This is a genomic window from Pseudoalteromonas ostreae, assembly GCF_018069805.1.
In the GTDB taxonomy this organism is placed as follows: domain Bacteria; phylum Pseudomonadota; class Gammaproteobacteria; order Enterobacterales; family Alteromonadaceae; genus Pseudoalteromonas; species Pseudoalteromonas ostreae.
Genome location: NZ_JAGPYN010000023.1, coordinates 47,868 through 68,084, shown reverse-complemented (window position 1 = coordinate 68,084; position 20,217 = coordinate 47,868). Strand labels below are relative to the sequence as shown.

Annotated in this window: 16 protein-coding genes; 10 read left to right on the top strand and 6 right to left on the bottom strand. The window is 41.0% G+C overall.

Annotation, left to right across the window (positions count from 1 at the left end):
* Positions 1–234: 234 nt before the first annotated feature.
* Positions 235–597: a hypothetical protein gene (locus J7338_RS16675; RefSeq protein ID WP_210798088.1), complete on the bottom strand. Its 363-nt coding sequence runs from the start codon at positions 595–597 to the stop codon at positions 235–237.
* Between the two features lie 423 nt (positions 598–1,020).
* Here J7338_RS16675 and J7338_RS16670 point away from each other — a divergent pair, with 423 nt between their 5' ends.
* From J7338_RS16670 to J7338_RS16660, 3 genes are all read left to right on the top strand, one after another.
* Entirely contained in the window at positions 1,021–1,563 is a 543-nt protein-coding gene (locus J7338_RS16670; RefSeq protein WP_210798087.1) for a hypothetical protein, read from the top strand.
* A gap of 12 nt (positions 1,564–1,575) precedes the next feature.
* Positions 1,576–2,556: a restriction endonuclease gene (locus tag J7338_RS16665; protein ID WP_210798086.1), complete on the top strand. Its 981-nt coding sequence runs from the start codon at positions 1,576–1,578 to the stop codon at positions 2,554–2,556.
* 783 nt (positions 2,557–3,339) lie between these two features.
* Entirely contained in the window at positions 3,340–4,566 is a 1,227-nt protein-coding gene (locus tag J7338_RS16660) for a HEPN domain-containing protein (protein ID WP_210798085.1), read from the top strand.
* Positions 4,567–5,065: 499 nt separating this feature from the next.
* Here the strand turns inward: J7338_RS16660 and J7338_RS16655 are convergent, their stop codons facing one another.
* The 5 genes from J7338_RS16655 to ftsY all read right to left on the bottom strand — a co-directional run bounded on the left by J7338_RS16655 (position 5,066) and on the right by ftsY (position 12,453).
* A complete protein-coding gene (locus J7338_RS16655; protein WP_210798084.1) occupies positions 5,066–6,937 on the bottom strand; it encodes a methyl-accepting chemotaxis protein in 1,872 nt (623 codons plus the stop codon).
* Positions 6,938–7,622: 685 nt separating this feature from the next.
* Positions 7,623–8,486 (bottom strand): RNA polymerase sigma factor RpoH, encoded by an 864-nt coding sequence (rpoH, locus tag J7338_RS16650; protein WP_169020506.1) that lies wholly within the window; start codon positions 8,484–8,486, stop codon positions 7,623–7,625.
* A gap of 223 nt (positions 8,487–8,709) precedes the next feature.
* Positions 8,710–9,696 (bottom strand): permease-like cell division protein FtsX, encoded by a 987-nt coding sequence (gene ftsX / locus J7338_RS16645; RefSeq protein WP_210798083.1) that lies wholly within the window; start codon positions 9,694–9,696, stop codon positions 8,710–8,712.
* Complete coding sequence (gene ftsE, locus J7338_RS16640; protein ID WP_210798082.1) at positions 9,693–10,370, bottom strand: cell division ATP-binding protein FtsE; 678 nt, start codon at positions 10,368–10,370, stop codon at positions 9,693–9,695. Before ftsE ends, ftsX begins: the two co-directional genes overlap by 4 nt.
* A gap of 52 nt (positions 10,371–10,422) precedes the next feature.
* Positions 10,423–12,453 carry a signal recognition particle-docking protein FtsY gene (ftsY, locus tag J7338_RS16635; protein WP_210798081.1) on the bottom strand — a complete coding sequence of 677 codons (2,031 nt, stop codon included), beginning with the start codon at positions 12,451–12,453 and terminating at the stop codon, positions 10,423–10,425.
* Between the two features lie 214 nt (positions 12,454–12,667).
* On the opposite strand from ftsY, the gene rsmD reads away from it, so the two are divergent.
* The 7 genes from rsmD (at position 12,668) to dusB (ending at position 20,217) form a co-directional block, all read left to right on the top strand.
* Positions 12,668–13,267: a 16S rRNA (guanine(966)-N(2))-methyltransferase RsmD gene (gene rsmD / locus J7338_RS16630; RefSeq protein ID WP_210798080.1), complete on the top strand. Its 600-nt coding sequence runs from the start codon at positions 12,668–12,670 to the stop codon at positions 13,265–13,267.
* Between the two features lie 163 nt (positions 13,268–13,430).
* Positions 13,431–13,646 (top strand): 30S ribosomal protein S21, encoded by a 216-nt coding sequence (rpsU, locus tag J7338_RS16625; protein WP_002957797.1) that lies wholly within the window; start codon positions 13,431–13,433, stop codon positions 13,644–13,646.
* Between the two features lie 20 nt (positions 13,647–13,666).
* A complete protein-coding gene (locus tag J7338_RS16620; protein ID WP_145234803.1) occupies positions 13,667–14,113 on the top strand; it encodes a GatB/YqeY domain-containing protein in 447 nt (148 codons plus the stop codon).
* 169 nt (positions 14,114–14,282) lie between these two features.
* Positions 14,283–16,037: a DNA primase gene (gene dnaG, locus J7338_RS16615; RefSeq protein ID WP_210798079.1), complete on the top strand. Its 1,755-nt coding sequence runs from the start codon at positions 14,283–14,285 to the stop codon at positions 16,035–16,037.
* 131 nt (positions 16,038–16,168) lie between these two features.
* Entirely contained in the window at positions 16,169–18,010 is a 1,842-nt protein-coding gene (rpoD, locus tag J7338_RS16610; RefSeq protein ID WP_145234798.1) for an RNA polymerase sigma factor RpoD, read from the top strand.
* A 71-nt stretch (positions 18,011–18,081) separates the two neighbouring features.
* Positions 18,082–18,963, top strand: a complete 882-nt coding sequence (prmA, locus tag J7338_RS16605) for a 50S ribosomal protein L11 methyltransferase (protein ID WP_210798078.1) — start codon at positions 18,082–18,084, stop codon at positions 18,961–18,963.
* A gap of 282 nt (positions 18,964–19,245) precedes the next feature.
* Positions 19,246–20,217 (top strand): tRNA dihydrouridine synthase DusB, encoded by a 972-nt coding sequence (dusB, locus tag J7338_RS16600; protein ID WP_210798090.1) that lies wholly within the window; start codon positions 19,246–19,248, stop codon positions 20,215–20,217.

Genomic DNA, 20,217 nt, shown 5'->3' with positions numbered 1-20,217 from the left:
TGGTTGAGAGCAACGAAACCCAACGTTTAGTGTGAGAGCTGGTAGACGGCTTAGAGCGAATTGCAGTCAGTTACAACCTACCTTGAGCACGCTGAAAGATGCGACCCCAACATTTTCACACCATCGCTTTTAAAACTATCGAGAGGAACACTATCCTGCAAGCCGTTACTTACTCGTTTTAAAACAGCCCTTGCTTTTTTCCTGAACTCTTTGTCACCGAGTAGAACTGTTTAGTCAAAAACTGTTGAAACAATTGTAATGAGGGTCTGTAAAAAACTTAACCTTTGTGTGTACTAAAGAAAAATTGACTTGTATCGCATCCACAATGCGTTTTTTAAATAGTTTTTTATCCAGATAAATGAAAGATGTTTGTAACTTAGTATTAAACACAATACGGCCTCTAGGGAAGTGATAATAATCAGTATGGTGAAGGGCTAAAGCGAAATGCTCAAATATTAAGTTTTCTTCCCATTCGATTTGGTGTTGCAAAGTGCTGTCAACAAAGCCAAGTCGATCTGGCTGTAAATCACAAGCATTTTGAGTTTTAAAAACTAACGTGTTTGCAGCAAACCAAAAGATGCCAACTTTGTTATTCATGCAGGGTTCCTTAATTTAGATCTCCAATAACTACTTAAATAAACTGGGATTAGAACCCTTATTTATGGAAAATACTTTAACGAAAAGCTACCTAAGCTTGCCTCTTATGTTTCGAGTTTTTTATTTGATTGACCCCCATTAGATTCAAGTCGACAGAGCCAGGTGTTTTTGCTGACGTTTAATAATTGATGATTAGATGTATTTCGTTGGCACAAAATATAGCCATTAAATCTACACGAAAATATTTTTGGGTAAAAGAGGGTTCTAAACGCTATGAAACAGAGTCTACTTGGGGAAATTGGCCAAATTTTGAGGAGTAATTTATTTTTAACTATACGAAAAATAAGCCTTTTATTATCTTTCTTGTTGTACTACTGTAATTGCATTACAACGTAATAACTCACGATATGGAGAGCGAGATTTATGAAGTATCAAAACAAAATTGACCAACTCAGAAGCGGTAGCTTAACTCGCGCACAAATTGCTATTTTGCAACAAAACGCCCAGCACATTTTAAATCAGGGAGATACAGATGCTCAGTTCGTACTTGATGAGATTCAGTACAGCAAACCAGCAGATACTTCTATCTTGTTTATGGGGTTTTGCCCTGCGGCTGATTTTTCCAATCGATTAGATATTGATTGGAAAGAAAAAGGCATTTGTCGTTTTGACTATCTTGAGAGTGAAGTTCAGCTTAACCGCTGGAATGAAGTCTGTGTTGGGGATTTAATAGTCCTTAAAAAGCGAGAAAAATTTGGTAAAACCATGAAATTATATGGTTTTGGCAGGGTTCTGAAAATATGCCTTGATAAGGAAAATATTCGTTACTTTGAAGTCAGTTGGGATGAACAGTCAGCAGAAATTGAAGTACCCCTTATAGGGTGCAATAGCACAGTAGATATTAAAAGTATGGATTTAGTTGAACAAGAAATGCCTGACGAATTTTGGAACTGGCTTGGACTTTAAAGGAAGAACACAATGAAAAACATCGTATTGGTTAGAGGCCCAGAGGATTTGGCTGAGCAGTCCTTAGCAGGTTACGGCTGGCGAGAGATCAACTTAAGTCAGTTCAATTCTTTTACTGAGATTGATAAATATATAAAAGACAAGGAAATTGACATTGGAAGGCAGCGAAATCAAATAAAACGATTTTTTGATATAGCAGAAGGCGATATCGTCATTGTACCAGTGTATCGAGCAATCTTGGTAGGAATTGCAACGGGTGACAAATCGTTTGCTGAAAAGCCTTGGAATGGAGCTAACCGTGTTTCGGTCAACTTTTTCAAAAAGGCAGGCGGTAGCGTAGTAAAAATCCCTAGGTATGAGTTAACGGAAGGATTACAGAGCCGTTTAAAAATAAGGATGTCGATTGCAAATCTGAATGAGTTTAAAGACGAAATTATTGGCTACGTTGATAAGCTACAGCGAAATCTAGAAATCCGGTTCGACTCTGAGTTTCAAATACGCGTTGAGAGTGAATTAAAAAGTATTGAGCGAGGTTTATTAGATAGATTGATAACAGGAAAATCCCGATTGGAAGCAGGTGGTTATGGCTTAGAGAAATTAATCGCTGAACTCCTTGAGATAGACGGTTATCAAGCTCACGTTATGCCCAAAAATCAAACAAAAGATCAGTCAGATATAGATATCAGAGCTGAAAAAAGTGATGACTTTTCAGGGGCAAATATTGTCTATATTCAATGTAAACACCATTCAGGTATAACGAGTAATTGGGGGGTTGACCAGCTCATTGAATTTGAGAAAGAAACACCCAATGTAAGTTTATGGCTAATTACCACAGGTATGGTATCTGATGAAGTAAAAGCATATGCAAGTGAGCATGGTGTTAGTGTTATGGAAGGCGATCTATTAGCGGCCAAAATAATTTCTCAAGTTGATAAACTGGCGGCTGCAACGAAAGAAAAACTAGGTTTGTCTATTCTGCCAAAATTACTGTAGCCCATGACGCTTCTCCTAATTAATAGTCGGGTTTTTCAAACGTCAGGCTAATTTGCTTTGGTTTTGCAGCCCACCGCTGAAATTGGACTATTTAAGTACGCTTATGCCGATGGAGTAAGTATTTAGCAAAGGAAATCATGGGGTCACCCATTAGGAAGTTCCGGTCAAGCAGGCAGCCGTGTTTTTTGATCTTTTGTTCAAAAATCAAGTGTTGTTACTTTTTAAACTCAATTTAAATTTGGCTATACACCTAGTCATGACGTCGATTGATGTGAATATGCACCAGTCACCCATATGAATTTAGGCGGTTTAATAAGCATCTTTGATGAATTAATTAAGGCCCTTGGCTTTCGCCTCAGTCATCGTTTAGTAACAATATCAGTCCAGTTTGGGCAGTACACTCGCACTGCACGATAACAAATCTGTGGTTTATGTTTTCACATAACCAACCCTTATGGCTCAGATATTGGGCATTATCCAACTTTTAAAAATGAGCGGTTAACGTGCAGGCTCAATCAGAGGGAGCTGGGGTCACAGGGAGCTGGGGTCATCACAGGGAGCTGGGGTCAGGTCTTGAAAAGTGCAAGATGAGCGTTACCTGCGTCCGCTTCACTTTGAAGTAGTTCAGCTTTGAGCTATAACAGTACAGTGGTAAATTATTGTGTATGAAATCAAGTTTTTTGACCCAATTGGCTTTAATAATCAAAGAGCGGGCTTTAGTGTGGCAATGGGCCTGCTATAGCGCGTGAATTGAACGTGAATTGAACGTGTAATGGAAAGAGTATGGAAGCGTATCAAAAGGACATAATCTCACTTATAGATGAGTGTCGTAAAGATGAACACTTTTTGAAAATGGTGAGCCCACTTGTTGATTGGCGAATCATGGTTGTTAAAGGTGGGGTGGCTAAAAAGCCGCTTAAATTAATGGATGCGTTATTAGCGAGTTATCCTAACTTAGTAAACAGATTGTGGGGAACGTCAACAAGTCGCACTACAATATCCCCGTTTGATGTGGCTAAGTGGCTTTGTAAGAAAGCGAATGATGTAGATGCTAAGCAAGCGTTTAAATATTTTCTTGATTTTGCCGATAACCAAACCGTTCCTTTGCATCTTATTTCACTGGTGGAAGGCGTTTATCCTGAGCAAACATATTATTTTGATGAGAATACGCGTATTTGTGGGTTTGAAGCGCTCCCAGATGGGGTTAAAAACAGGATTAATAGGGATTGGTATGATATCAGTCGTGATTACCCTGGGGATAGGCCTGCTTTTATCGTAACCACAGTTCATCAAAATGTGTTTGATGTTCATGATTATGACGATGTGGTTCGTGATGAGAGAAGATCACTTTACGATATTTTAGAATCACATACCTTGAAGGCAAATTTCTTGTCGCTCTTTACAAAAGAATATGGTGCGTGTATTACGCGTAATAGAATGCTTTTTGACGATACAGTGCCATGCTCTGGCTTTATTGATGTGAACATTATTAGCGCACTGCAAGTGCTACGTCCTCTTTACAATGATGATTTGTATTTTGATGATAAAGACACGTTGAAGAACGTGTTTAGCAAGTACAACGCGTTAAATAGTAAAGCCAAAGGGGCGATTGAATTGGCGCTTAAACGTAAATCGTCTTCTATGAATTCTCATGACCTTGTTGATAAGGCTGTTGATTTAGGGATGTGTGCTGAATCAATTCTAACGAAGAGTGAAAGTTCAGAACAGCTGTCGTTACAAGTACGATTACTTGGTGCCAAGCTTTCTTCAGATCACTACAAGGAGCGAGAAGTGAATTATAACTACTTAAAAGCCTTCTACAACATTCGCTCGTCTGCTGTCCATAATGCGAAGGTTAAAGATGTCGTTCCGGTAAGGGATGTTGGAAAGGAGGTACCCTCACGGGATGTCCTTGATAAAGCATCACGCATATTATCTAACTGTATTCTTAAAGTAATTCATTTAAGTGGTTTGAATGACTTTGAGAAAGAGCTCTACATGCTGAAATAGTTATTTTGGTTTATGACTTGAGCCTGTTTAAATTTTAATTATTGGGAATGATCAAATAGTTGTTTTTTGTCGACCAGATTTGATTTTGGTGGTACGTGTAGAGGTTAGCTGTATCGCTTAATAGGAAACTTAGTTTTGTTTAAAGGGAGATGTAAGTGAAGCCAAAGGAGTCAAACCTTGACCACAGACATTATAACTCCTGACCGTCTGCAATTGGCACATTCAAGACAACCGATAATACAAAATACTAGTGTTGACTGATTGGATATTTTTAGTTGGGTTTCGCTGCGCTCAAACCAACCTACGTTGATAACTCTCAAGCACGGCGCCTCTTAAGCTCTTTGTGAATAATTAACTTAAAGTTCTTTTTCTATAATGTTTCGCAACTAGGCAAGAAAATAGCGGTGGCTGCGTTTGTTACTTATGGCTTAAAACTTACCACTTAAAACTAAAAAGAAGCTAGAAGGGCTATATCTGCCCTACTAGCTATAACGTCAAACTACAGGATAAAGGTGGCAACTTTTTCATTTAAGTCAGTGGCGCGGTCTTTCAGTACCTTTGCTTGGCTTAAATGCGTTGTTGCTGATGCCGTGATTTCATCAGTGACATCTTTAATTGCGACCGTATTTCGGGTTATCTCATTTGTTACTTGAGTTTGCTCCTCGGCTGCGACTGCAATATGCCCTGCCATGTCGGAAATCTCATTCACTGCGTGAGTAATTTCTTCTAAAGCTTGTGCTGCGGCGTTGACGTCGTGAACACTGTTATTAGCTAAACTTTTACTGCTATCCATCAAGCTAACCGCTTTTTTAGTGGTATTTTGCAACGTTTCAATCGTGGTATAAATCTCTGCAGTAGAGTTTTGAGTACGATGTGATAACACCCGAACTTCGTCTGCGACAACAGCAAAACCACGGCCTTGCTCGCCAGCACGCGCCGCTTCAATCGCCGCATTTAATGCCAGTAAATTCGTTTGCTCTGCAATCTCCTGAATCGTCGTTAAAATACTTGAGATTGCTTGTGCATGCAGACTCAGCTCGCTGATCACTACTGTGGTTTCATCAATTTCTGATGCCAATGAGTTAATCGTGGTTCTGGTTTTATCAACTAAGCTTTTCCCCTGAATACTGCTTTGCGCCGATTGCTGGGATGCGGCAGCGGTATTTTCAGCGTTAGCTGCAATTTCATGAGTAGCACTAGACATTTCTGTTACCGCAGTGGCAACCATAGTGACTTCTTGTTGCTGGCGCTGTAATTCATTAACGCTCGAGTGATTTGTCAGTAAGCTTTTTTCTGCGTCCAAATCCAAATCAATGGCTAGTTGACGAATATGGCTGATCAGCTGATGTTGACTACTTACAAAACTATTAAAGCTATCAGCTAACATGCCGACTTCGTCTTGGCTGTCGACTGTAATACGCTGAGTTAAATCACCATTACCTGCTGCAATACGTGATAACGCTTGCGATACGCGACTTAATGGCCCCAATAACAAACTTAACAACCACGAAATAGATAATACACTGACGATCAGTGCTAACGTTGCCAGTCCTAACTGGGTGACCATCAAACTTACTAATGGTGCCTCTAACGTTTGTTTGTCGAGTACAAAAACTAGCTGCCAATCTGTATTGGGGATTTTTTCACTCCAAAGTAGCTTATCCCGACCTTCAGTTTCAAAATAAACAGGCGTAAGTTGGCCTGTTTGGCTACTTGATCCGATTAGTCGGCTGCTTAATTTAGTCTCAATATTGGTGATTTTACCCATCAATTTACTTGAGTCTTTATAGGCGATCACAGTACCGTCTTCATGCATCATGATGGCATAACCGTTTGCCGGTAGAGACATACTGCTAACACTATCAACAATACTCGCAATTGACACATCACCGCCAACCACACCATTACGCGCTGGATGAGCTATGGTAACGACCAATAAATTAAAGGCCACATCCATATAAGGTTTGGTGATAATACTGCCACGAGTTTGTTGTGTCTGCTGATACCAAGGACGAGTTCTAGGATCATAATCTGAGCGGTCAATACTTGGATCAGAGTCCACCATCAGCCCATCGCGGTTACCAAAATAGGTTAATTGAAAATCGCCAGATACCTGTGCTTGCTGCAATACATTTAGCGTATCACCTTCGACTTTAGTGGCGACAGAAGCGATCACTCGCTGACGATCAGTTAACCATGCTTCTATACGCGCTGCTTGCTGTTCACCAGCTTGCCTCACACTATCAACACTGCTTTGCAGTAGCAGCGCTTTTTGCGTGGAATAGCTATACCATGATAATAATGCGACAACAATTACGAGAGCGAGAACAACCGATAATAATATTTTTTTCTTTAGTGAATATGAATTCATATTGAGTGCTAATACTGACTTTAATAAAATTGAAATACGGATATAAATACAGCTTGAGGTTAGCTTAATTTAGAGTGTAAATTGAGAGAAAATCTCAACTTTGTTCTATTTTCGCACACAATATTTAAAGAATAAATTAAAATAAAAAATTTAGGAAAATATAAAAAGAACCACCATTAACTCAATGTAAAACTTAAATTAAAAACAAAGCTAATGTAAATAAATAACAGCACATAAACACTACACGTATATTTTCATTTAAATAATTGCAACACCGAGGATCTATTGACCTTTGCGGATTAATATTTGTTCAAACTAGGGGCAATTTAATCGCGGCGCGAGGTTTGTAACCTAGTGGGCTAAGTAAAAGCCGAGCAAAGCTTCCGCGTCCTGCTCACGCACCTTACTTACATCCATGTAAGTAACAAAGAGTTAATTACCCCTAGGCAGAACCCTTCGGGCATCGGCTGTGAAGGGTTTAACAGGGTTTTTCTAGTCAACTTTTTATCTGCTTCATTAATTTTTAGTAGTAACGTTTTTCCATCAATCTCAGCGCTTGCAATACTAGTATCAATGTAGATTGGTCGTCTTGCTTTTTGTCACTTATGACTTATCACTTATAGCTCACTAAACGCAAAAGCCCTGCATCTTCATGCAGGGCTTTTAGTATTTTTGCTAAGCTGAATTAGCTCATTGCTGTTTGTAGCTTTTTCATCGCTGTTTTTTCAAGCTGACGAACACGCTCTGCAGATACGCTGTATTTTTCAGCCAGCTCTTGCAGTGTTGCTTTGTCGTCTGATAACCAACGAGCACTAACAATGTCTTGCGAACGTTCATCTAGAGTTTTTAACGCACTAAATAAACGGGTATGTGACTGTTCTTGCCATTGCTGTTGTTCAACTTCTTCAGCAAGGTCATTACTGCCATCAGTTAAATATTGCACAGGTGAATAAGTACTGGTTGGTGCATCATCGCTGTCGTCACCGGTTAAGTCAAAGCCCATGTCTTGGCCGCTCATGCGCGATTCCATTTCACGAACTTCTTTTTCACTCACTCCTAGCTCATTCGCTACAGTAGCAACTTCAGCTTGGTTAAACCAACCTAAACGTTTTTTGTTTTTACGAAGATTGAAGAACAATTTACGTTGCGCTTTAGTGGTCGCAACTTTTACGATACGCCAATTTTTTAGTACGAATTCGTGTATTTCGGCTTTTATCCAATGCACTGCAAATGAAACCAAACGTACACCCACTGATGGGTCAAAACGTTTTACTGCTTTCATCAGGCCGATATTGCCTTCTTGGATCAAGTCAGCTTGCGGTAAGCCGTAACCTGAATAACCTTTAGCTATATGCGCCACAAACCGTAGGTGAGACATAATGAGTTGCTTTGCAGCGTTAAGATCGCCATCTTCCTGTAAGCGGGTTGCCAACTCTTTTTCTTGCTCAGCACCAAGCATAGGTATTGTGCTTACCGCTTGAAGGTAGCCATCCATACTTGCGCTTTGCTGTCCAACTGTGAGTGCCATTGCGTATAAATCTTTACTCATTTTTCACCTCAGTGATAAACATTTGAAACCATCTTAGCACTCTTTTACTTAGAGTGCTAACTTCAATGTAAAACTTTTTTTCGATTGAAGCAAGTGATTTTTTAGTGTTTTTTATTCTACTTTAAGCGCCTGAATAAGCGATGAATTCTAGCTTTGCGGTCAGTTGGTTATGAGAAAGTAATTCACCACAACCAACTTAATCAATGATTATAAACAATAATTGTTACACTTTATCGGGTTCGATTTCTTTTATATAACGATTAACAGATAAGTAGGAGCCAACAAACCCTAAGCTGGTTGCAAGCAGTACTAACGCACCAAACTCGCCTAAGCTTAAGCCGATTAAATTAAAGTTAGTTTGATACACTCCAGCGACTTGTGTGACTGCAGATCCAAGCCACCACATCATGAGGGCCACACATATAAAAGCAAACAAACCACCAACAATGCCATACCAAATGCCGGTCCATAAAAATGGCGCATGAATAAAGGTATTGGTTGCACCAACGAGCTTCATCACTTGGATCTCTTCTTTCTTATCCATAATTGATAAGCGAATAGTGTTGCCTATGATCAAAGTCACCGAAGTCAGTAATAACAACGCGATGGTGATCACGCTTTCTTTTAACAGGCTTAATAATGCATTTAAGCGCTCAAGCCAGGCAATATCTAATTTACCAAAATCGACTTCACGCTCTGCTTCAAGCTTTTTTAACAACGCTTGCGCGGCGTTTGGCTGACGATGGCGAGAAGTCGGCGTAACAATCACCACATCGGGTAATGGGTTTGCGTCTAAATAGTCAAGTGCTTGGCCAAATCCTGATACTTGTTTAAATTCAATGAGTGCTTTTTGCTTTGAGATAAAGCTAACCTTGTCTATTTCAGGATACAGCGCTAAGCGTTTTACTAACGTTTGCGTTTCTTGCTCACTCATCGATTCTTTAACAAATAATGAAATTTCTGCCGCTTCTTCAAAGCCACTGCTTACTTGTTGTACATTTTTAACCACTAAATACAAAGTTGCCGGCAAAGTTAAACTCAAGCCTAGTACCGCAATAGTCATCATCGATGCCATGGGTGTGCGCCACATTTCACCTAAACTATGTACGCCTTGGCGAAAGATATTCAGCACAAAAAAATAGCCAGCTGCAAACAGTGATTTTTTGACACGCTCATTTTGGCTTTTTCGACCTTTAAATAACAAGCTCATAGTGTTGCCTCTGCCAATGGATCTTGACTCATACGGCCATCTTTTAAAGTTAAGCTACGATATTTCATTCGCGAGATCAGCCCTAAATCATGGGTAGCAATAAGCACTGTAGTACCATGATTATTAAACTCTTCAAACAACCGTAAGATATCCATAGAAAGCTCAGGATCTAAGTTACCCGTTGGCTCATCGGCAAGTAATAATGGTGGTGAGTTTACAATTGCCCTGGCAATCCCAACTCGCTGTTGTTCTCCACCAGAGAGCGTTGAAGGGTGGCATTTTACTTTATCTAGCAAGCCAACTTTATCAAGTGCGCCATGCACACGTTTTTCAACTTGCTTATGATGCGTACCTTCAATAATAAGCGGCAAAGCAACATTATCAAAGATAGTGTGGCGCTCTAATAAACGGTGGTTTTGAAATATGATGCCAATATCACGGCGGACATAAGGAATTTGCCGCGATTTTACTGCATTTAAATCAACGCCATTAATAAACACATGACCCGCAGATGGGCGCTCCATTAAGCTAATGAGTTTAAGCAAGGTGCTTTTACCTGCGCCACTGTGGCCAGTTAGAAAAGCGAGTTCACCTGGTTTCACATGAAAATTAACTTTTTCCAGCGCTCGATGACCACCGGGATATGTTTTACTGACTTGCTGAAAGTTTATCATTTTAGTTATCAATCATCCGCAGCTGAAAAGGGAGCAAGCTCCCTCTTGAAATTTAAACTTCGTCCTCATCTTGGCTAAATAGCGCGTCAATGAAGTCATTACTATTAAATGCGCGTAAATCTTCAATGCCTTCGCCTACACCAATATAGCGGATCGGAATGTTAAACTTATCGGCCACCGCGAAAATAACCCCACCTTTGGCTGTTCCATCTAACTTAGACATGGTGATCCCAGTAAGACCAACACATTGATTAAATAAGTTCACTTGGCTAATAGCATTTTGCCCTGTGCCGGCGTCAATAGTCAGCATCACTTCGTGTGGTGCATCGGGGTCAATTTTTTTCATCACTCGGGCTATTTTTTCAAGCTCTTGCATTAGGTTATCTTTATTTTGCAAGCGCCCAGCTGTATCTGCAATTAATACATCTACATTACGTGCTTTTGCAGCTTGAAATGCGTCAAATACTACAGAGGCACTGTCGGCACCGGTATGTTGTGCTATTACAGGGATTTTATTACGCTCACCCCATACTTGTAATTGCTCAACCGCAGCTGCACGGAATGTATCACCCGCCGCTAACATCACTGATTTACCTTGATCCTGAAATTGCTTAGCAAGTTTACCAATGGTCGTTGTTTTACCAACTCCGTTAACCCCCACCATTAAAATAACAAATGGTTTTTTATCAGCAGGAATTTCTAATGGCTGTTCTGCCGTTTTAAGCATTGCCGCCATTTCTTGCTTCATTAGCTCATATAATGCATCACCATCTTTTAACTGTTTGCGGTTAGCCGCATCCGTCAAACTATCGATTAGCTTCATGGTGGTATCAACGCCTAAGTCGGCTGTTAATAGCTGAGTTTCAAGATCTTCAAATAATTCATCATCAATTTTCTTACCAGTGAAAATCGATGCAAAGCCAGAACCTAAGTTTACTTTGGTTTTTAATAAACCTTTTTTAAGACGAGCAAAGAACCCTTCTTTCTTAGGTTTTTCAGCTTTTTTTGCTTCCTCTATGGCAAGCTCGGCTGTTAATCGCTCTTGCTCTAAACGCTCAGCTTCCGCCTCTTCGGCAGCAATACGTTGTTGTTCTACACGTTCGGCTTCTGCTTGCTCGGCAGCAATACGCACTTGTTCTACGCGCTCAGCTTCGGCTTGATCTGCTGCGATACGCTCTTGTTCTAAACGCTCAGCTTCGGCCTGCTCTGCTGCAATACGCGCTTGTTCTACACGTTCAACTTCGGCTTGCTCTGCTGCAATACGCGCTTGCTCTAAACGCTCAGCTTCGGCCTGCTCTGCTGCAATACGCGCTTGCTCTAAACGCTCAGCTTCGGCCTGTTCTGCTGCAATACGCGCTTGCTCTAAACGCTCAGCTTCGGCCTGTTCTGCTGCAATACGTTCTTGCTCTAAAAGCATTGCTTCTTCTTGCTGTACTAAACGAGCGGCTTCATCGCGGCGTTGTTGTTCTGCTTGTTCTGTTGCTGCTAATTCAGCATCTGTGATAGCTTGGCGTTCAGCATCACGTGCCTCAGCTTGCTCTGCAGCAATACGCTGTTGTTCTGCGCGCTCAGCTTCCGCCTCATCTGCAGCAATTCGTTGTTGCTCTACACGCTCTGCTTCCGCTTGCTCTGCAGCAATGCGCTGTTGTTCTAAGCGCTCTGCTTCCGCTTGCTCTGCAGCAATGCGCTGTTGTTCTAAGCGCTCTGCTTCCGCTTGCTCTGCAGCAATGCGCTGTTGTTCTAAACGCTCTGCTTCCGCTTGCTCTGCAACAATGCGCTGTTGTTCTAAGCGCTCTGCTTCCGCTTGCTCTGCAGCAATGCGCTGTTGTTCTAAGCGCTCTGCTTCCGCTTGCTCTGCAACAATACGCTGTTGTTCTAAACGCTCTGCTTCCGCTTGCTCTGCAGCAATGCGCTGTTGTTCTAAGCGCTCTGCTTCCGCTTGCTCTGCAACAATACGCTGTTGTTCTAAGCGCTCAACTTCCGCTTGTTGGTTATCGGCCTCTTGGGCGGTCTGCTCTACTTGTTGGTTTTTATCTGACTTACCAAAACCGAACCAAGACAGGAATTTATTTTTTTTTGCCATACTTGCTAATAACCACTTATAAAAATCTGATAAACTAACGGTAATACTTTGTGTATTAGCTGCATTGCTTTAAAAAGCACAGCCGCTAATAACCACAACATATTGTCTAAGATGCTCATAGTAACACTTTTAGCGCAGTTGAAAAATGACACGCTACTATATGATTGCAATATTATCTGAGCTGGATTCTAGATACCATTTTTTAGTGAGCTAAATGAGAAATAAATCACCACAAAAACAAATGAGTAATAAAGCCAACGATGGTGTTATTAGGATCATCAGCGGGCAATTTCGTGGCCGTAAATTACCTGTAAAAGATGTACAAGGTCTTCGTCCAACCACAGATCGTATCAAAGAAACGGTATTTAACTGGTTAATGCAAGATACTCGCGATGCTAACGTACTCGATTGTTTTGCAGGTTCTGGTGGATTAGGCTTTGAAGCGCTGTCGCGATTTGCTCACTCAGCCTGTTTTTTAGAGATGGACAAACTCGCAGCATCACAATTAAAAACCAATATAAATACCTTAAAGCTCACTAATGCTGAGGTTGTTTGTACTGATAGTTTGCTGCATTTAAGCAAAAACTCGCAACAACAGCAGTATAGTTTAGTGTTTATTGATCCACCTTTTCGCCAAGGTTTAGCCCAAAAATGCTGTGACTTACTTACTGAAAATGCCTGGCTCAGTAAAAATGCCCTCATTTATGTTGAAGTAGAAAGCGAGATGAGCGCGTTACAAACACCTAGCAATTGGCTGTTATTAAAAGAAAAAGTGGCGGGACAAGTATTTTGCCGCCTCTATGAACTACAGTAAAATTAGTAACATAGAAATATTTTATGTTTCCACTTGGAGCAGACAATATTTATCCTTTACATGTGGTGCGGCTTCGGATTACAATACTGCACCATTTTTGAACCACTTGATCATTGTTTGATCAACTTGAGCAACGCTCATTATTTAGGTAGGTGAATTTTTAATGCCAGTAATTAAAGTAAGAGAGAACGAACCGTTTGACGTAGCACTTCGTCGCTTCAAGCGTTCATGTGAAAAAGCAGGTATCCTTTCAGAAGTTCGTCGTCGCGAGCACTATGAAAAGCCAACAGCTGAGCGTAAGCGTAAAAAAGCTGCAGCGGTTAAGCGTCACATGAAGAAGCTTTCTCGCGATAACGCACGTCGCGTTAAATTATATTGATCAGTATTGGTCTTGTATAAATGAGCCTTTTAATAAAGCTAAAAGATGCGCAAAAAGATGCGATGCGAGCGAAAGACAAGTCTCGTCTTAACCCAATTCGTATGGTGCTTGCTGCAATCAAGCAGCGTGAAATTGACGAGCAAATAACACTTGATGATGACGGTATTACCGCAGTATTAGTGAAGCTTGTTAAACAACGCCGTGATTCTTACACTCAGTATACTGATGCTGGCCGTGAAGATTTAGCCGAAATTGAAGCCAATGAGATCACAGCTCTTGAAGAATTCTTACCTCAACAATTGAGTGAAGAAGAAATCATAGCTCTTATTGATGCGGCTATTGCTGATACTAACGCAGCAGGTATGCAAGATATGGGTAAAGTAATGGGTATAATCAAAAGCAAAGCTGAGGGTCGCGCCGATTTAGGTAAAATCTCTGGTTTAATTAAGCAACGATTAACAGCCTAATACTCCCACATACAGATGTATGATTTAAGCAAACCGAGCCATGTGCTCGGTTTCTTCGTTTTTCGCTTTAATAAAAATAGCATTTGTGTTCAAATCTAAATTGTAGAACTAAATTATCTGATATTTCGTTCACCTTATTTTCTATTTATCTCAGGACTACACTTTACTAATGGCTGGAAAGATCCCACGTAATTTTATAGATGATTTACTTGCCAGAACCGATATTGTTGAGCTAATTGACTCCAAAGTTGGCTTAAAAAAAGCGGGCAAAGATTACCAAGCCTGTTGCCCTTTTCATAACGAAAAATCCCCATCATTTACCGTATCTCAAGACAAACAGTTTTATCATTGCTTTGGTTGTGGTGCGAACGGCAACGCTATTTCATTTGTTATGGAATACGACAAGCTTGAATTTGTTGATGCCATTGAAGAACTTGCAAGTATCCTAAATCTCGATGTTCCACGCGAGCAAGGAACCAGTAATGGTCCAGAGCGAACCGCAGAACAAAAACGCTCAGATTACGATTTAATGCTCCATAGTGCGCGTTTTTATCAACACCAGTTAAAACATCATGCTAATTCAGCAACCGTAATAGACTATGTAAAAGGCCGAGGCCTAAGTGGCGAAACAGTTAAAAAGTTTATGATTGGTTATGCCCCCAGTGAATGGGAAGGCCTTTGCCAACAACTTGGCCGCAATAAAGAACAAAAAGAGCAATTAGTTGAGCTAAAGCTGGCCTCAGAAAAAACCCCAGGCCGCCAATTTGACTTCTTTCGTGATCGCTTAATGTTCCCTATTCGCGATAAGCGTGGTCGTGTTATTGCCTTTGGCGGCCGTGTGATGCAAGCGGATCAAGGGCCTAAATATTTAAACTCGCCAGAAACCCGTATCTTCCATAAAGGCTTTGAACTATATGGATTATATGAAGCAAAACAAGCGCATAAAAAGCTTGACCATGTACTCATAGTTGAAGGCTACATGGATGTTGTAGCACTGAGCGAGCAAGGTATTGAATATGCGGTAGCTGCGCTTGGTACTGCCACCACCACTGAGCACATGCATACATTGTTTAGAACCACAGAGCGAGTAATTTGTTGTTATGATGGTGACCGCGCTGGCCGAGATGCCGCTTGGCGTGCACTCGAAAATGCCCTGCCTTATTTAAATGATGGTAAAGCGCTGCTGTTTGTGTTTTTGCCAGACGGTGAAGATCCTGATTCATTAGTTCAAAAAGAAGGCAAAGAAGCGTTTGAACTACGTTTATCTCAGGCCGATGATTTTACTAAAGTACTGTTTAATAAACTCAGCCAAGAGATTGATTTAACTACCGATGCAGGTAAAGCTAAGCTTCTTAGTGCAGTGCTTCCATTAATTGAGAAAATCCCTAGTCAGTTTTATCAAGAAAACTTATTAGAGCACTTAGGTCGATTAATAGGCCGCACTAAAGAACAGCTAAACAATCGCTTAAAAACACCTAAGCAGCAGCATGCGATTGAGCGAAAATTTAAAGTTACACCAATGCGTCGCGCAATTGGGTTACTAATTCAACACCCCAAATTAGCCAATTCAGTGCCTTATTTAGCTGATTTAGCACAAATGAATATTGCCGGTATCGCCTTACTTATTAAGTTGCAACATTGCGCTTTACAAAAAAGTGACATTACTACAGCGCAATTACTTGAATCATTTAGAGAAACCCCCGAGTACGAGGCGCTCATTAAACTCGCGACTTGGCGTCATGAGATCAATGAGGACCGCTTAGAGGACGAATTTAAAAATACTTTCAGATTTATTGAAGATCAGTGTTTAAATTATCGACTCGAGACCTTATTAATAAAAGACAAGACCCAAGGACTTACGAATGAAGAAAGACTAGAATGTTTAGCCCTTACTCAAGCGTTAAAAGGGTCAAAAAGGCACTAACAGCTAGTCAAAAATGAATTATGCTGTTATACTGTGCTATTCACTGCGTCAAATTATACTTAGCTTGGCTTAATAAATAAGCAAGCTGGCGCCTGTTGTATCAACTTATCAGAGTGGAAGAAACAATCTCTATGGATCCAACTCCTCAGTCACAATTAAAACTTCTGATTCAAAAAGGTAAAGAGCAAGGTTACTTAACTTTTGCAGAAGTTAATGATCACCTTCCACAAGATATTATCGATTCAGATCAAGTAGAAGATATCATTAGTATGATCAATGATATGGGTATCAAGGTTAGCGAAAACGCGCCTGATGCCGATGAATTGATGATGCAAGAAACGACAACAGATGAAGACGCAGCAGAAGCTGCAGCCGCTGCGCTTGCTACTGTAGATAAAGAAATCGGCCGTACAACGGATCCGGTTCGTATGTACATGCGTGAAATGGGTACTGTTGAATTGCTTACCCGTGAAGGCGAAATTGTTATCGCGAAGCGTATTGAAGAAGGGATCAACCAGGTACAAATATCGGTTGCAGAATACCCTGAAGCAATTACATACCTACTTGAACAATGGGATAAATTTGAAGCCGAAGAAATGCGCTTAAGCGACATTATCTCTGGTTTCTTCGATCCTAATGAAGATGCTGCGCCAATCTCTGCTACTCATATCGGTTCTGAATTAAGCGAAAAAGAGCTTGATGACGAAGATGACGATGATACTGATAGCGATGACGAAGACGAAGAAGAAGTAGATACGGGCCCAGATCCTGAAGAGGCTCGTGTACACTTTGAAAACCTTCGTGATCTTTACAATAAAGCACGCGACACGTTTGATAGTAAAGGCCGTTCACATCCAGAATCGCAAGCTGCGATTTTTGAGATTGGTGAGCTGTTTAAAACCTTTAAACTAGTGCCGAAACAGTTTGATCGTATGGTTAACAACATGCGTGAAATGATGGACAGAGTTCGTGTTCAAGAACGTATCGTCATGAAACAAGCTGTACAAATCGCTAAGTTACCGAAGAAAACTTTTGTTAAGCACTTTGCTAATAATGAAACTGATGCTGCATGGATTGATCTTGAGATTGCTGCGAATGAAAAACATTCTGCAAAATTAGAAGAAATCAAACCAGAAATCATCCGCTGTATTAATAAGCTATGTGTAATCGAAGAAAGCACAGGTTTAAGCATTGAGCGTATTAAAGACATCAACCGTCGTATGAGCATTGGTGAAGCAAAAGCGCGCCGTGCGAAAAAAGAGATGGTTGAAGCGAACTTACGTCTTGTGATTTCAATTGCTAAAAAATACACCAACCGTGGCTTACAGTTCTTGGACTTAATCCAAGAAGGTAACATTGGTTTGATGAAAGCTGTTGATAAGTTTGAATATCGCCGTGGTTATAAGTTCTCAACTTATGCTACTTGGTGGATCCGCCAAGCAATCACCCGCTCTATCGCCGACCAAGCGCGTACAATCCGTATTCCGGTGCATATGATTGAAACGATTAACAAACTTAATCGTATTTCTCGTCAAATGCTGCAAGAAATGGGTCGTGAGCCAAATCCAGAAGAATTAGCAGAGCGCATGATGATGCCTGAGGATAAAATCCGTAAGGTACTTAAGATTGCTAAAGAGCCAATTTCAATGGAAACACCAATCGGTGATGATGAAGACTCGCACTTAGGTGACTTTATCGAAGATACGACTATTGATTCGCCAATCGACTCGGCAACAATGGAATCTCTTCGCGGTGCTACCAACGATGTGCTTGCTGGCTTAACTGCCCGTGAAGCAAAAGTATTGCGTATGCGTTTTGGTATCGATATGAATACCGACCATACCCTAGAAGAAGTAGGTAAGCAGTTTGACGTAACGCGTGAGCGTATTCGTCAAATCGAAGCGAAGGCACTGCGTAAATTACGCCACCCATCACGTTCAGACTTACTGAAAAGCTTCTTAGATGCTAAGTAATTAGCAACTAATACATGTAATAACCTAAAAGGCCGCTGTAGCGGCCTTTTTTCTATTTCAAGGAAATAATCATGGCTTGGATCCAAATCCGTATCAATGCCAACGCTGCAACCGCTGATGCAGTAAGCGACTTATTAATGGAGGCAGGCAGTGCGTCTGTTACCTTTATTGATGCTAAAGACACCCCTATTTACGAACCAAAAATCGGCACTGTGGTGTTTTGGGCTGATACTACTGTGATTGGTCTATTTGAAGCTAATCATGATATGAATGCAGTCGTTGCTTTATTAAAGCGCCATGACGAGCTAAAAGACACCTTAGTGTACAAAATAGAGCAGCTTGAAGATAAAGATTGGGAAAGAGAATGGATGGATAACTTCCACCCTATTCAGTTTGGTGAAAAGCTGTGGATCTGTCCAAGCTGGCGTGACATTCCCGATCCTGATGCCGTCAATGTGTTACTCGATCCTGGCCTTGCGTTTGGTACTGGCACTCATGCCACTACGGCACTGTGTTTAAAATGGCTTGAAAGCCAAGATTTAACTGGTAAAACTGTGGTCGACTTTGGTTGTGGATCAGGCATTTTAGGCATTGCAGCAATCAAACTTGGCGCTGAGCGCATGATAGGTATCGATATTGACCCTCAAGCCCTTGAAGCAAGTTTAGATAATGCGCAGCGCAACGGCGTTGCCGATAAACTCGAAGTATACCTGCCAGAAAATCAACCTGAATTTACTGCTGATATCGTGGTGGCCAATATTTTAGCGGCGCCACTGCGTGAATTACACAGTGTTATATTAGGCTTGTTAAAACCAGATGGTAAAATTGCCATGTCAGGGATTTTAGAAGAGCAAGCACAGTCAGTAGCTGATGTTTATGCACCCTTTTTAGCCCTTGATGATATTGCTGTTGAAGGTGAATGGACACGTGTAAGTGGTATAAAAAAAGCTTAATTTACTGGTATCCACAGTTTAGAGTATTAACGTAAAACCTTCATGTAAAGCCTGCAATTAACAGGCTTTACCTATTATTTACACACAACAAAAGCGAATGGTTTTCTTACCGCAAATTAGTTCTGTATAAAATTCACACAAATAAAGCCATTCGTCAAACTGTTATCAAATGTCAATATGCAAAAGTCAAAAAAAAGTCACTTTTGTTCAATTTATAGCCTTTGATTTTTGACAAAAAAACCGTAAACTTAGCGCCCCTTGAAAAGAGGCCTATTGAATACAGTGCGTATCGGAACATATCAATTAGAGAACAATGTAATTGTAGCGCCAATGGCGGGAATTACAGACAGACCATTTAGACAACTTTGTCGCCGCTTAGGTGCGGGGCTAGCTGTATCTGAAATGCTATCGTCAAATCCTTTGGTATGGAAAACCGAAAAATCGATGAACCGTATGGATCATAGCGGTGAATCGGGAATACGTTCAGTGCAAATCGCAGGAGCTGATCCTGAGCTCATGGCTCAGGCTGCACAATTCAATGTAAGTAATGGTGCACAGATCATAGATATTAATATGGGGTGCCCAGCTAAGAAAGTGAACAAGAAACTCGCAGGCTCCGCCCTTTTGCAGTTTCCTGGTTTAGTGGAAGAGATTATAGATGCGGTGGTTAGCGCTGTTGATGTACCTGTAACACTGAAAATCCGTACAGGATGGGATCAGGATAACCGTAACGGTGTAGAGATTGCGAGAATAGCTGAACGTTATGGCATAGCTTCATTGGCCGTACATGGGCGTACACGCGCATGTATGTACAAAGGTGAAGCTGAATACGCCACGATTAGGGATATAAAACGTTCAGTGTCGATACCTGTGGTTGCTAATGGTGATATTACATCACCCGAAAAAGCAAAACAGGTTTTGGACTATACGGGTGCAGATGCCATTATGATTGGTCGAGCCGCCCAAGGTCGCCCTTGGATATTTAGGGAGATAGACCACTATTTGCGAACCGGTGAACATTTACCAGTACCTCCCATTGAGGAAGTACGCGGTATTTTGATGGAACACTTAGTGAACCTTCATGCGTTTTACGGTGAGCCAATGGGAGCGCGTATCGCTCGAAAACATGTATCTTGGTATTTGCAAACCCATGACAGTGATGGTCAGTTTAGGCGAGTATTTAATGTCCTCGAGAATCCACAGGCACAAATCGAGGCTTTAGAGCAATACTTTATAACACTAGCAGCTAACTAA

Bases quoted from the DNA above. Each gene is read 5' to 3' on its own strand.
- J7338_RS16675 (WP_210798088.1), bottom strand. From the start codon at position 597: ATGAATAACAAAGTTGGCATCTTTTGGTTTGCTGCAAACACGTTAGTT.
- J7338_RS16670 (WP_210798087.1), top strand. From the start codon at position 1,021: ATGAAGTATCAAAACAAAATTGACCAACTCAGAAGCGGTAGCTTAACT.
- J7338_RS16665 (WP_210798086.1), top strand. From the start codon at position 1,576: ATGAAAAACATCGTATTGGTTAGAGGCCCAGAGGATTTGGCTGAGCAG.
- J7338_RS16660 (WP_210798085.1), top strand. From the start codon at position 3,340: ATGGAAGCGTATCAAAAGGACATAATCTCACTTATAGATGAGTGTCGT.
- J7338_RS16655 (WP_210798084.1), bottom strand. From the start codon at position 6,937: ATGAATTCATATTCACTAAAGAAAAAAATATTATTATCGGTTGTTCTC.
- rpoH (WP_169020506.1), bottom strand. From the start codon at position 8,486: ATGAGTAAAGATTTATACGCAATGGCACTCACAGTTGGACAGCAAAGC.
- ftsX (WP_210798083.1), bottom strand. From the start codon at position 9,696: ATGAGCTTGTTATTTAAAGGTCGAAAAAGCCAAAATGAGCGTGTCAAA.
- ftsE (WP_210798082.1), bottom strand. From the start codon at position 10,370: ATGATAAACTTTCAGCAAGTCAGTAAAACATATCCCGGTGGTCATCGA.
- ftsY (WP_210798081.1), bottom strand. From the start codon at position 12,453: ATGGCAAAAAAAAATAAATTCCTGTCTTGGTTCGGTTTTGGTAAGTCA.
- rsmD (WP_210798080.1), top strand. From the start codon at position 12,668: ATGAGAAATAAATCACCACAAAAACAAATGAGTAATAAAGCCAACGAT.
- rpsU (WP_002957797.1), top strand. From the start codon at position 13,431: ATGCCAGTAATTAAAGTAAGAGAGAACGAACCGTTTGACGTAGCACTT.
- J7338_RS16620 (WP_145234803.1), top strand. From the start codon at position 13,667: ATGAGCCTTTTAATAAAGCTAAAAGATGCGCAAAAAGATGCGATGCGA.
- dnaG (WP_210798079.1), top strand. From the start codon at position 14,283: ATGGCTGGAAAGATCCCACGTAATTTTATAGATGATTTACTTGCCAGA.
- rpoD (WP_145234798.1), top strand. From the start codon at position 16,169: ATGGATCCAACTCCTCAGTCACAATTAAAACTTCTGATTCAAAAAGGT.
- prmA (WP_210798078.1), top strand. From the start codon at position 18,082: ATGGCTTGGATCCAAATCCGTATCAATGCCAACGCTGCAACCGCTGAT.